Annotated in this window: 10 protein-coding genes; all 10 read right to left on the bottom strand. The window is 65.5% G+C overall.

The features are described from left to right. Positions 1-108: 108 nt before the first annotated feature. The 10 genes from HU751_RS24930 to argR all read right to left on the bottom strand — a co-directional run bounded on the left by HU751_RS24930 (position 109) and on the right by argR (position 13390). Positions 109-1344, bottom strand: coding sequence for an aspartate kinase (locus HU751_RS24930; protein WP_028691060.1), 1236 nt, complete (start codon positions 1342-1344; stop codon positions 109-111). Positions 1345-1427: 83 nt separating this feature from the next. After that, the gene (gene alaS, locus HU751_RS24925) at positions 1428-4052 is read right to left on the bottom strand and encodes an alanine--tRNA ligase (RefSeq protein ID WP_186732947.1); all 2625 of its coding nucleotides are present in this window, start codon (positions 4050-4052) and stop codon (positions 1428-1430) included. A gap of 406 nt (positions 4053-4458) precedes the next feature. After that, positions 4459-5466, bottom strand: a complete 1008-nt coding sequence (gene astE, locus HU751_RS24920) for a succinylglutamate desuccinylase (RefSeq protein WP_186732948.1) — start codon at positions 5464-5466, stop codon at positions 4459-4461. Between the two features lie 10 nt (positions 5467-5476). Beyond that, positions 5477-5767 carry a hypothetical protein gene (locus HU751_RS24915; protein ID WP_011534960.1) on the bottom strand — a complete coding sequence of 97 codons (291 nt, stop codon included), beginning with the start codon at positions 5765-5767 and terminating at the stop codon, positions 5477-5479. Between the two features lie 15 nt (positions 5768-5782). Continuing rightward, entirely contained in the window at positions 5783-7132 is a 1350-nt protein-coding gene (astB, locus tag HU751_RS24910) for an N-succinylarginine dihydrolase (protein ID WP_186732949.1), read from the bottom strand. 23 nt (positions 7133-7155) lie between these two features. Beyond that, on the bottom strand, positions 7156-8619 hold the full coding sequence (gene astD / locus HU751_RS24905) for a succinylglutamate-semialdehyde dehydrogenase (protein ID WP_186732950.1): 1464 nt from the start codon (positions 8617-8619) through the stop codon (positions 7156-7158). Then, on the bottom strand, positions 8620-9648 hold the full coding sequence (gene astA, locus HU751_RS24900) for an arginine N-succinyltransferase (RefSeq protein ID WP_050706733.1): 1029 nt from the start codon (positions 9646-9648) through the stop codon (positions 8620-8622). It abuts the gene before it with no gap. 55 nt (positions 9649-9703) lie between these two features. After that, positions 9704-10723 (bottom strand): arginine/ornithine succinyltransferase subunit alpha, encoded by a 1020-nt coding sequence (aruF, locus tag HU751_RS24895; RefSeq protein WP_050706734.1) that lies wholly within the window; start codon positions 10721-10723, stop codon positions 9704-9706. Between the two features lie 137 nt (positions 10724-10860). Further along, on the bottom strand, positions 10861-12081 hold the full coding sequence (locus HU751_RS24890; RefSeq protein ID WP_186732951.1) for an aspartate aminotransferase family protein: 1221 nt from the start codon (positions 12079-12081) through the stop codon (positions 10861-10863). 328 nt (positions 12082-12409) lie between these two features. Further along, the gene (gene argR, locus HU751_RS24885) at positions 12410-13390 is read right to left on the bottom strand and encodes a transcriptional regulator ArgR (protein ID WP_186714503.1); all 981 of its coding nucleotides are present in this window, start codon (positions 13388-13390) and stop codon (positions 12410-12412) included. Positions 13391-13473 lie beyond the last annotated feature (83 nt).

The following is a 13473-nucleotide window of genomic DNA, read 5'->3' as shown; positions in this document are numbered from 1 at the left end:
GGACGACGGCACTGGCCCGGATCGACCGCCATGGCTGCCTGGACAGGGACAGCCGCAGCGACCAGAAACGCGAAGGGCGCGGCAAGCCGCGCCCCTCCAGGCAGCGTGTCACTCACCCTGTCGGGCGGGTGCGTCGAGCTCGAACGCGGTGTGCAGCGCGCGCACGGCCAACTCCAGGTACTTCTCTTCGATCACCACCGAGACCTTGATCTCGGAGGTGGAGATCATCTGGATGTTGATGCTCTCCTTGGCCAGGGCCTCGAACATGCGGCTGGCAACGCCCGCGTGGGAGCGCATGCCGACACCGACGATCGACACCTTGGCGATCTTGGTGTCGCCGATCACTTCACGCGCGCCAATTTCGCGGGCAGTGTTCTCCAGCACGCTCAACGCCTTCTCGTACTCGTTGCGGTGCACGGTGAAGGTGAAGTCGGTGGTGTTATCGTGCGAGACGTTCTGCACGATCATGTCGACTTCGATGTTGGCCGCGCTGATCGGGCCGAGGATCTTGAAGGCGACGCCCGGGGTATCCGGGACGCCACGAATGGTCAGCTTGGCCTCATCACGGTTGAAGGCGATACCGGAAATGATCGGCTGTTCCATGGATTCCTCTTCATCGATGGTAATGAGGGTACCCGGACCCTCCTTGAAGCTGTGCAGCACGCGCAGCGGGACGTTGTACTTGCCGGCGAACTCCACCGAGCGGATCTGCAGCACCTTGGAGCCGAGGCTGGCCATTTCCAGCATCTCCTCGAAGGTGATCTTCTCCAGGCGCTGGGCCTGGGGCACGACACGCGGGTCGGTGGTGTAGACGCCATCGACATCGGTGTAGATCTGGCACTCGTCGGCCTTCAGCGCCGCCGCCAGGGCCACGCCGGTGGTGTCGGAGCCGCCACGGCCGAGGGTGGTGATGTTGCCGTGCTCGTCGACGCCCTGGAAACCGGCGACCACCACGACCCGGCCAGCCTTGAGGTCGGCGCGGATCTTCTGGTCGTCGATCTGCAGGATGCGCGCCTTGTTGTGCGCGCTGTCGGTGAGGATGCGCACCTGGTTGCCGGTGTAGGACACCGCCGGCACGCCGCGCTTCATCAGGGCCATGGACAGCAAGGCGATGGTGACCTGCTCGCCGGTCGAGACGATCACGTCCAGCTCGCGGGGTTCGGGCTTGTCGGTGATCTGCTTCGCCAGGTCGATCAGGCGATTGGTTTCCCCGCTCATCGCCGACAGCACAACCACCAGGTCGGTGCCTTGCTCGCGGAATTTCTTGACCTTGTCGGCAACCTGCTCGATCCGCTCGATGGAACCGACAGAGGTACCGCCAAATTTCTGTACGATCAACGCCATTTCAAAGGTGCCTCAGCCCTCAAGGGCCCCAAAAAACAATCCAACATGGCGGGGACGCCGACTAGACCGACGCCCCCGCCATCTCAAAGTCCCTGCTCGGCGAACGGCACGGCCAGGGCCAGCGCCTGGTCCAGCGCGGCGACGTCGACGCCACCACCCTGGGCCATGTCAGGGCGACCGCCACCCTTGCCACCGACCGCCGCAGCAGCTTGTTTCATCAGGTCGCCAGCCTTGAGTTGGCTGGAGAGGTCCTTGGTCACGCCAGCCACCAGCACGACCTTGCCCTCATGCTCGCTGCCCAGCAGGATCACTGCGTGGCCGAGCTTGTTCTTCAGTTGATCGACGAGCGCCAGCAGCGCCTTGCCATCCTGCCCATCCAGGCGGGCGGCGAGGACCTTGGCACCCTTGACCTCAACGGCCGCGTTGGAGAGATCATCCCCGGCGGCGCTGGCGGCCTTGGCCTGCAGCTGCTCGAGCTGCTTTTCCAGCTGGCGGTTGCGCTCGAGCACAGCCGACAGCTTGTCGATCAGGTTGTCGCGATTGCCCTTGACCAGCTGCGCGGCTTCCTTGACCTGCTCTTCGGCAGCGTTCAGGTAAGCCAGCGCGGCAGCGCCGGTGACCGCTTCGATACGGCGTACGCCAGAGGCCACGCCGCCTTCGCTGATGATCTTGAACAGGCTGATGTCGCCGGTGCGCTTGGCGTGGATGCCACCGCACAGCTCGACGGAGAAATCGCCGCCCATGCTCAGCACGCGCACGGTGTCGCCATACTTCTCACCGAACAGCGCCATTGCACCCTTGGCCTTGGCGGTCTCGATGTCGGTCAGCTCAGTCTGTACCTCGGTGTTGCGGCGCACTTCGCGGTTGACGATGTCTTCCAGGGCCTTGATCTGCTCAGGCTTGACCGCCTCGAAGTGGCTGAAGTCGAAACGCAGGCGCTGGCTGTCGACCAGCGAGCCTTTCTGCTGAACGTGCTCGCCCAGCACCTGGCGCAGCGCTTCGTGCAGCAGGTGAGTGGCGGAGTGGTTCAGCGAGGTGGCGTGCTGCACCTCGGCATCGACGCGAGCATCCACAGTGGCGCCGACAGTCAGCGCGCCGCTGGCAATCACACCGTGGTGCAGGAAGGCACCGCCGGTCTTGGTGGTGTCGCGCACGTCGAAGCGCGCGGCGCCGGCCTGCAGGTAGCCGGAGTCACCCACCTGGCCACCGGATTCGGCGTAGAACGGGGTGCGATCGAGGACCACGACGCCCTCCTCGCCCTCTGCCAGTTGCTCGACCGACTGGCCGTCCTTGTACAGGGCAATGACCTTGCCCTGGCCTTCGGTCGAGTCATAGCCGAGGAAGTCAGTGGCGGTGTCGACCTTGACCAGGCTGTTGTAGTCCATGCCGAAGGCGCTGGCGGAGCGGGCACGCTCGCGCTGGGCCTCCATCTCGCGCTCGAAGCCGGCTTCGTCGATGGTCAGCTCGCGTTCGCGGGCGATGTCGGCGGTCAGGTCCATGGGGAAGCCGTAGGTGTCGTACAGCTTGAACACCACGTCGCCCGGCACGACCTGCCCCTGCAACTGGGCCAGATCCTGCTCGAGGATGCGCAGGCCCTGCTCGAGGGTCTTGGCGAACTGCTCTTCCTCGGTCTTGAGCACGCGCTCGATGTGCGCCTGCTGGCCCTTGAGCTCCGGGAAGGCTTCGCCCATCTCGGCCACCAGCGCGGCGACGATCTTGTGGAAGAAGCTGCCCTTGGCGCCCAGCTTGTTGCCGTGGCGGCAGGCACGACGAATGATGCGGCGCAGCACGTAGCCGCGGCCTTCGTTGGACGGCAGCACGCCGTCGGCGATCAGGAAGCCGCAGGAGCGGATATGGTCGGCGACCACTTTCAGCGACGGCTGGTCGTCATTGGCGCAACCGATGGCTTTGGCGGCGGCGGCCAGCAGGCTCTGGAACAGGTCGATCTCGTAGTTCGAGTGCACGTGCTGCATCACCGCACTGATGCGCTCCAGGCCCATGCCGGTGTCCACCGACGGGGCGGGCAGCGGGTGCAGGACGCCGTCAGCGGTGCGGTTGAACTGCATGAAGACGTTGTTCCAGATCTCGATGTAGCGGTCGCCGTCTTCTTCCGGCGAGCCGGGTGGGCCGCCCCAGATGTCGGCGCCGTGGTCGTAGAAGATCTCGGTGCACGGGCCGCAAGGGCCGGTGTCGCCCATGGTCCAGAAGTTGTCGGAGGCGTACGGGGCGCCCTTGTTGTCACCGATGCGCACCATGCGCTCGGCCGGCACGCCGACTTCCTTGGTCCAGATGTCGTAGGCTTCGTCGTCGCTGGCGTAGACGGTGACCCACAGTTTTTCCTTCGGCAGGTTCAGCCACTTGTCCGAAGTCAGGAAGGTCCAGGCGAAGGTGATGGCATCGCGCTTGAAATAGTCGCCGAAGCTGAAGTTGCCCAGCATCTCGAAGAAGGTGTGGTGACGGGCGGTGTAGCCGACGTTTTCCAGGTCGTTGTGCTTGCCACCGGCGCGTACGCACTTCTGGCTGCTCACGGCGCGGGTGTAGGCGCGCTTTTCCTGGCCGAGGAAGCAGTCCTTGAACTGGTTCATGCCGGCGTTGGTGAACAGCAGGGTCGGGTCATTGCCCGGGATCAGGGAGCTGGAGGCAACGCGAGTATGTCCCTGCTCTTCGAAGAAGCGGAGGAAGGCTTCACGGATTTCTGCGCTTTTCATAGGTTCTTCCACGGAAACGGCGGCCACACGTCGAATCGACGAAACGACGGCAAAGGGCCGCATTATATCGGTCCTGCAGTCTCGGTGCAGTGTGTTTATGCGATAGAAACCGTCGAATGGACGGTTTGTCGGACTACAGCAATTGAAAACGGCATGACCGCGATGCTAAAGCCAGCGTTTCGCTACTGGCAAGCCAATTACGGTCCCAGGGCGGGGAAAATTAACAGGTTGGTGAATTAAAAGAATTTCATCACCGAAGGGATCCAAAATCACGCTGACGCTGTAGCGTGGGAGCGGGCTTGCCCCGCGATCGGCACCCGATTGCACCAAGGTGCCCGCCAGGCCAGACGCAATCGCGGGGCAAGCCCGCTCCCACGCCAAGTTCAGGTACCTGCAATGGATGGCATCAAACCAGTCGTTGCCCCGAATCCGGCACGATCAGGATGCCGGCGCGCAACCCGTTCTTCACCTTGGGGTTGGGGAAGATGATCCGCGCGCCCTCCTCCTCCACCACCCAGCGCGTCTCGGCCAGGTCTTCGGCCAGCAGGTAACCCTTGCTCAGCTCGGAGAAGTTCTCGATGTCCGCCGGCAGGTGCAGGTGGAAGCTTTCGCTGTGCTTGATGATCTCGCGGGCGACGCTGAACAGCTTGAGGCCATCCAGGGACTGCTCGGTTTGCGGCTCGGTATCCTCGATGAGCTGGATCAGGCGCTCCTCTAGCCGGTCGAGGTTGACCTCTTCGTTCTGCCCGAACGGCCGGGCCTTGCCGAGCTCCAGGGTGAAGGCCTCAGCATCGAGCTGTTCGTAGGTGAACGCGCTGAAGGTGATCGACGACTTGCTCTGCAGCAGGACCGCTTCCATTCCGGCCGCGGCCAGACGGGCCAGTTCGCGACGGGAATGCCGGCGACCTTCCTTGTAGGGATACAGCGCGAACTGTTCGATCTTGGAGCCGCGAATGGCGGTATGCAGGTCGTAATGCAGGCGGGTGCGCTCGGGCTTGCTGAAGAACACCCGGGCAAACTGTTCGAGCTCGGCGGCGCGCAGTGCCTCGAAACCACTGGAGAGTTCGTGGCGGCCATTGAACAGGCGGTTGATGTCCTGCTCGATGAAGCGCTCGCCCTTGCGGATCGCCGCCGGGTTGCCGAACAGGAACAGCACCCGCGCACGCGGCTTGATCTTGCCGTTTGCAACACCGTGCAGCAGCCTTTCAAGCAGCTCGATCGGCGCCGTCTCGTTGCCATGGATACCGGCCGACAACAGCAGGTCGAGCCCGCAATCCTCACCTTCGGGCGGACGCACTTCCAGTGCGCCCTCCCCCAGCCAGCGCAAACGCACGCCCCGGGTGGTCACTTGGGTCTTCTCGGCCGGTTCGTGATCGGTCAGGGTCAGCTCAAGCAGTTTGCCGAGGGCGAGCATAGGCGCTTCCTTAGTGGTGGTGGCCGCAGTCCGGGCCATGGACGTGGTCGTCGTCACCGGCGACATCGGCCGGTTCCATTTCCAGTTGCAGGCTGACCAGGTTGGTGGCCATCGGGCGCAGCAGCAGGTTGGCGTACTCGGTGTCGTCTTCCTCGACATCGACGCCGATCAGCAGCTGGCCGCGGCCGTCCTGCTGGATCCACACTTCCTTGCCTTGCCAGACCACGGCAAAACGGGTGCAGGAGGTTTCCAGCTGGGTGCCGTCTTCATCTTCCAGGATCAGGCGCAGGGCGTCGGACATTGCAATTTCTCTCTATCAAGGTTGGCGTTGGAACGGATACACCGAGCCCAGCTTGAGGATCTGGGTCAGTTCATCCAGGGCCGTGCGGCATTCCACCAGCAACTGCGGGTCGGCCAGGTCCGCTTCGCCAAGGCGATCGCGGTAGTGCTTGTCGACCCACTGCACCAGGGTGTCGTACAGCGAGGCGGTCATGATAACGCCTGGATTGACCGCCGCCAGTTCGTTTTCCTTCAATGCCACGCGCAGACGCAGGCAAGCCGGGCCGCCACCGTTCTGCATGCTCTGCTTGAGGTCGAACACCTTGACCTCCTTGACCGGGCCGCCCTGGCCGGTCAGCTGGTTCAGGTAGGCCCAGACCCGCTCGTTGTGGCGGCACTCCTCCGGCACCACCAGCAGCATCGAACCGTCCTCGCGGCTGAGCAGTTGGCTGTTGAACAGGTAGGAACGCACCGCGTCTTCTACCGCAACCGCCGCGCGCGGCACGCAGATACCCTGGAAGTTGCCGCCCTTGCTGGCCAGTTTAGCCTGCAGCTGGCCGAGCACCGTGTCGGTCTCGAGGAACGCGTCCTCGTGGTAGAACAGCACCTCGCCGTTGCCCACCGAGATCACGTCGTTGTGGAACACGCCTTGGTCGATCACCGCCGGATTCTGTTGAGCGTAGACCACGCCATCATCGCTCAGCCCGTGCAGGCGAGCGACGGCCTGGGAGGCTTCCAGGGTCTGGCGCGCCGGATACTTCTGCGGCGCGGGATAGCGGCTGTCGAAGGCGCTGCGGCCATAGACGAAGAACTCGACGCCGGCCTCGCCATAGGCGCGGCAGAAGCGGGTGTGGTTGGCCGCGCCCTCGTCACCGAACTGGGCAACCGCCGGCAGCGCCTCATGGTGGGCGAAGACCTTGTCATCGCTGAACATGGCGCCCAGCACCCGGCTGGTGGTCGGGTGCTCGATGCTGCGGTGGTACTTGCAGTTGAGGTTGGCGGCGGTGAAGTGCACGCGGCCATCGGCGGTGTCGGCGCTGGGGCTGACGGTGGCGGCGTTGGCCACCCACATGCTCGAGGCCGAGCAGCTGGCGACCAGCAGCGGCATGGCTTCCTTCGCGGCGCGCTGGATCACTTCGCCGTCGCTGCCGGTGAAGCCCAGGCGGCGCAAGGCGGCCACGTCCGGGCGCTCCTGCGGGGCCAGCACGCCCTGCTTGAAGCCCATCTCCGTCAACGCCTTCATCTTCGCCAGGCCCTGACGCGCCGCCTCGCGCGGGTTGGAACCCTGCTGGCTGTTGCTCTGCGAGGCCACGTTGCCGTAGGACAGGCCGCCGTAGTTGTGGGTCGGCCCCACCAGGCCATCAAAATTCACTTCAAAGGATTTCATCGGCAAGGCTCCGAGACCTGTTGTTATAGGGTGACGCCCGGCGTCAGGGTCGCCGGCAGTGCAAGGCTCGCGGTCTCCAGCGAAGCCACGGGGTAGGCGCAGTAGTCCGCCGCATAGTAGGCGCTGGCGCGGTGGTTGCCGCTGGCGCCGACGCCACCGAACGGCGCGCTGCTGGCGGCACCGGTCAGCTGCTTGTTCCAGTTGACGATGCCGGCGCGGCTGCGCAGCCAGAAGTGCTGGTAGCGGGCGTTGGAGTCCGACAGCAGGCCGGCGGCCAGGCCGTACTGGGTGTTGTTGGCCTCCTCGATCGCCGCGTCGAAGTCGGCGTAGCGGGTCACCTGCAGCAGCGGACCGAAGAACTCTTCGTCCGGGCGCTCGGCCACGGCGCTGACATCGATGATGCCCGGCGTGAGCAAGGCAGCGTCGGCCTGCGGCTGGGTCATCTCCAGCAGCGCCACGGCGCCCTTGCCGAGCAGTTCGGCCTGGGCCGCCAGCAGCGCGCGGGCCGCCTGCAGCGAAATCACCGAGCCCATGAATGGCGCGGGTTGCTGATCGAAGGCGCCAACACTGATGCCGCGGCTCACCTCGACCAGGCGCTGGATCAGTGCGTCACCCCAGGCACCCTGCGGCACCAGCAGGCGGCGGGCGCAGGTGCAGCGCTGGCCGGCGGAGATGAACGCCGACTGGATGATGGTGTACACCGCGGCGTCCAGGTCCTTGACCTCATCGACAACCAGCGGGTTATTGCCACCCATTTCCAGGGCGAGGATCTTGTCCGGGCGGCCGGCGAACTGCTGGTGCAGCAGGTTGCCGGTGCGGCTGGAACCGGTGAAGAACAAACCGTCGATCCCCGGGTTGGCGGCCAGCGCCACGCCGGTTTCGCGGGCGCCCTGGACCAGGTTGAGCACGCCGGCCGGCAAGCCGGCCTCGATCCAGCACTGCACCGTCAGCTCGGCGACCTTGGGGGTCAGCTCACTGGGCTTGAACACCACGCAGTTGCCGGCCAGCAGCGCCGGAACGATATGGCCGTTGGGCAGGTGGCCGGGGAAGTTGTACGGGCCGAACACCGCCACCACGCCATGGGGCTTGTGGCGCAGCACGGCGGTGGCGTCGGCCAGCGGGCCGCTCTTCTCGCCGGTGCGCTCGCGATAACTCTGCACCGAGATGGCGACCTTGTTGACCATGCTGGTCACTTCGGTGGCCGACTCCCACAGGGGCTTGCCGGTTTCTTCGCCGATGCAGCGCGACAGCGCCTCGGCCTTGGCCTTGAGCTTCTCGGCGAAGGCCTCCAGCACGCTGATACGCGCTTCCAGGCTCAGCGATGCCCAGGCCGGGAACGCCTGGCGGGCGGCCTGTACGGCGGCTTCGACCTGGGCGGCGTCGGCGCCCTGCCCTTGCCAGATCACCGCCTGGGTGACGGGGTTGAGCGACTGCAGGGTTTCACCCTGGCCGGCCAGCCAGTGGCCGGCGATGTAATGCGTGTTCATTTACTGGGCCTCCCGACCGGCGGACAGCGGCACGGCGCGGACATTGTCGCCGGCGCCCAGGCGCAGGCGCTTGGCGGTCTGCGGATCGACCACCAGGGTGCCTGCCGCCAGGCGCGCCGGTGCGGCGGTGATGCGGCAGTCTTCGCGCTTGCGGTTGTGAATGATGTAGGGGGTGGCGTCGTCACCCGGAGTGCCGACGGCCAGCACCAGGGTCTCGCTGTCACGCACGGCGCGGATCTTCGAGGTCTCGCACTCGATGGCGGGACCTGCGTCGAAGATGTCGACGTAGCCCTGGTAGTTGAAACCTTCGCGCTTGAGCATGGCCAGCGCCGGCTCCGTGTCGGTGTGCACGCGGCCGATGACATTGCGCGCCGCTTCCGAGAGGAAGCAGGTGTACAGCGGGAACTTGGGCATCAGCTCGGCGATGAACGACTTGTTGCCCACGCCGGTGAGGTAGTCGGCCTGGCTGAACTCCATCTTGAAGAAGTGCCGGCCCAGGCTCTCCCAGAAGGGCGAACGGCCTGCCTCGTCGGACATGCCGCGCATCTCGGCGATGATCTTGTTGCCGAACAGCTGCGGGAACTCGGCGATGAACAGCATCCGCGCCTTGGACAGCAGACGGCCATTGAGGCCGCTGCGGTAGTCGCTGCGCAGGAACAGCGAACACAGCTCGGAGTTGCCGGTCAGGTCGTTGGCCAGGAACAGCGTGGGGATCTCGCGGTAGATGTTCAGCTCCTGCGAGGCGCTGACGGTCAGGCCGACCCGGTAGTTGTACCAGGGCTCGCGCAGGCCGACGGCACCGGCGATGGCGCTGATGCCGACCACCAGGCCTTCGTCGTTCTCCAGCACGAACAGGTAGTCGGTGTCGCCGCGCTCGGCTTCGCCGCGAAAGCTCTTCTCGGCCCAGCCGACGCGCTGGCCGAGGCGCTCCTCGTTGGCGGGCAGCGTGGTCAGCCCGGTGGTGCCGGTGCTGCGGGCCAATTCGATCAGCGCGGGTAAATCGCTGCTGCGTACAGGACGAACGATCATGCTATCTCCTTGTGCGGCGGTCTGTGCCTGCCGCGAAACTCTCTGTTCCGGCGGTTCAGACCGCGACCAGGCGCACGCTGGCGCCTTCGCCGACACCCAGGGCCTCGGCGGCTTCGCCGCTCAGGCTGACCGGCTTGCCCGGCACCCAGTCCAGCTCCAGCAGCACGGCGCGGTAATCCTGCAACTGGCCGTTGCACACCAGGTACGGACGGCCGCCCTTGACCGGCGTCTCGTCGAGCTTGACCGGCACCACCCGGCTCTGGGCGATGGAGCGGATGCCCGAGGCGCGGGCGTGCAGGGTCGGGCCGCCGTCGAAGATGTCGATGTAGTGCTCGGTCTCGAAGCCTTCGCGCATGAGGATGTCGAAGGTGATCTGCGCCCGCGGGTGCACCTGGCCCATGGCCTCCTGCGCCTCGTCGGCCAGCAGCGGCACATAGATCGGGTAGTGCGGCATCAGTTCGGCGAGGAAGGTGCGGCTCTTCAGGCCACACAGGCGCTCGGCGTCGGCGTAGTTGAGGTCGAAGAAGTTGCGGCCGATGGCGTCCCAGAACGGCGACTCGCCCTGCTCGTCGCTGTAGCCGACGATCTCGGTCACCACCGAGTCGGCGAAGCGCTCGGGGTGCGAGGCCATGAACAGCAGGCGCCCGCGGGAGTTGAGCTCGGCGAAGGCGCTGCTGACCAGTTCCGGCACCACGTAGAAACTGGTCAGCAAGCTGTTGCCGGTGAGGTCGTGGCACAGTGACAGGACGTGGATCTTGTTGTGGATCTTCAGCTCGCGGGAGGCGTGCACGAAGGTCTCGTTGCGAAAGCTGTAGAACGGCTCGGAGTAGCCGGCCGAGGCGACGATGGCCGAGCAGCCGACCAGCTTGCCGGTGGCACTGTCCTCGAGCACGAAGAAGTAGCTCTCCTCGCCATTGAAGCTGACCTCGGCGGCGAAGGAGGTTTCCGAAGCGGCGATCTTGTCGCCCAGGCGGCCGGCGTCATCCGGCAGCGAGGTGACACCAATGGGGCTGTCGGCAGCCATGCGCTGCACTTCGTTCAGATCAGCCATTTGCGCGGGGCGCATCACCAGCATGGTGTCACTCCTTTCGGGAAAGCGTGCCGATCACATCGGCACGGAAAAACGGCGGGCACGCGCCACCACCTGCAAGCAGGTGCCCGCACAGGAATTCAGGTATCGCCGGCCCCCGTCTCGGGGCCGGCGAAGGGCGATCAGCCCTTGGTCAGTTTTGCCACGGCGCGTTCGAAACGATCCAGGCCTTCGTCGATGTCGGCATCCTCGACCACCAGGCTCGGGGCGAAGCGCACCACGTCGGGACCTGCCTGCAGGACCATCACGCCTTCCTTCTCGGCGGCGTTGAGGATGTCCTTGGCCTTGCCTTTCCAGGCCTCGCTCAGCACGCAGCCAATCAGCAGGCCGACGCCGCGCACCTGGGTGAACAGGCCGGTTTCCTGGCCGATCTTCTCCAGGCGGCTCTTGAAACGCTCATGCTTGGCCTTGATGCCAGCCAGGGTTTCAGGTGTGTTGATCACGTCCAGCACGGCGCAGGCCACGGCGCAGCCCAACGGGTTGCCACCGTAGGTGGTGCCGTGGGTACCGACGGCCAGGTGCTTGGCAATGTCGCTGGTGGTCAGCATGGCGCCGATCGGGAAGCCGCCGCCCAGGCTCTTGGCGCTGGTCAGGATGTCCGGGGTGACGCCGTAGTGCTGGTAGGCGTACAGCGAGCCGGTACGGCCGACGCCGGTCTGCACTTCGTCGAAGATCAGCAGGGCGTTGTGCTCGTCGCACAGCTTGCGCGCGCCTTCCAGGTAGGCCTTGTCGGCCGGGACCACACCGCTCTCGCCCTGGATCGGTTCGATGACCACGGCGCAGGTCTTGTCGGAAATCTGTGCCTTCAGCGCTTCCAGGTCGTTGTACGGTACGTGGCTGATGCCGGTGATCTTCGGACCGAAGCCGTCGGAGTACTTGGGCTGGCCACCGACGCTGACGGTGAACAGGGTGCGACCGTGGAAGCTGTTCACGGTGGCGATGATCTCGTGCTTCTCCGGGCCGAAGCGGTCGTGGGCGACGCGACGGGCCAGCTTGAAGGCGGCCTCGTTGGACTCGGCGCCGGAGTTGCAGAAGAACGCGCGCTCGGCGAAGGTCGCGTCCACCAGTTTGTGCGCCAGGCGCAGGGCCGGCTCGTTGGTGAACACGTTGGAGACGTGCCAGAGGGTGTTGGCCTGCTCGGTGAGCGCCTTGACCAGCGCCGGGTGGCAGTGGCCCAGGGCGTTAACCGCGATGCCGCCGGCGAAGTCGATCAGCTCGCGACCGGTCTGGTCCCAGACTCGGGAACCCTCGCCTCGTACAGGAATGAAGGCCGCCGGGGAGTAGTTGGGAACCATGACCTGGTCGAAATCGGCACGTTGCACCGGGGCTTGCTCAACGGACATCTGAGTCTCCTGAAGAGGAACGCTGGCCTGGAAGTGGCGAGCGATGAGGGGATTGTAAGGACTGATCGGCGCCTGTCCTTGCTGCCAGGCGACAACTTGTTACAGCGCCAAACCGTGTTTTCACGCGGTTTTCGGCAATGCGACAAACAGTGTCGCAATCGCGCAGTGTAACGGGAGGATGGGGTGGCGGGGAGATGCCCGGCGAGAATTGGGTGAACGGGTGTTCACATATATAAACCCCATCGCGGGGCAAGCCCGCTCCCACGAGCAATGCAACCCGTGGGAGCGGGCTTGCCCCGCGATAGCGCCTTGGCAGGAAGGAAAGTCCTCAGCCCCGCTCGGCCGGCGCCGAACTCAGCTCGAACGGGCTGCTGCTGCGCCGCTGGTTACGGTCTTCACGCGGCGTGGCGCCAAAGAAGTTGCGGTACGCACTGGAGAAATGCGGCCCCGAGGAAAATCCGCAGGACAGGCCGATCTGGATGATCGACTTGCTGGTCTGCATCAGCATCTGCCGCGCCTTGTTCAGGCGCAGCTCCAGGTAATACTGGCTGGGCACCCGATTGAGGTACTGCTTGAAGATTCGCTCCAGCTGGCGACGGGACACGCACACATGCTGGGCGATCTCGTCGGTGGTCAGCGGCTCCTCGATATTGGCCTCCATCAGCAGCACCGCCTGGGTGAGCTTGGGGTGGCTGGAGCCCAGGCGATTCTGCAGCGGAATGCGCTGGCGCTCACCGCCTTCACGGATACGCTCGACCACCAGCTCTTCCGACACCGCGCCCGCCAGCTCCGCGCCATGATCGCGCGCCAGCACCGCCAGCAGCAGGTCGGTCACCGCCATGCCGCCGCAGGCGGTCAGGCGATCACGGTCCCAGTCGAACAGATGACTGGTGGCGATCACCTTGGGGTGGCGCTCGGCGAAATCGTCCTGCCAACGCCAGTGCACCGCGGCGCGGTAGCCATCGAGCAGGCCCAGCGCCGCCAGCGGATACACGCCGGCGGACAGGCCACCGATCATGCAGCCGCTGCGCGCCAGCTGCTTGAGCGCGGCGGACAGCGACGAACCGATGGCCGCCGGCGGCTCGTCGGCCAGCAGGAACAGCTTGTGGCAACCCTCCAGACGACCGTTCCAGGCCTCGCCCGGCAGGCGCCAGGCGCCCTCCTGAACGGCTTCGGCCTGCAGGTAGGCCAGCTCGTAGACCACGTCCGGATGCACCCGCTGGGCCACCTGCAGCACCTCTTCGGCCAACGCCAGGGTCAGCGGCTTGGTGCTTGGCCAGATGAGAAATCCGATTCGCTGGGTGGTCATAGGGCGTGGTCCGAAACCTGGGAGGAAGGGTTCGCGCTTGTGGCGCCAGGGCATGCCGCGCGGATGGCGCAGCATGCCCCATT

Origin of the sequence: Pseudomonas peradeniyensis, assembly GCF_014268935.2 — a bacterium.
GTDB classification, from domain to species: domain Bacteria; phylum Pseudomonadota; class Gammaproteobacteria; order Pseudomonadales; family Pseudomonadaceae; genus Aquipseudomonas; species Aquipseudomonas peradeniyensis.
This window is presented reverse-complemented; position numbering and strand designations above follow the sequence as displayed.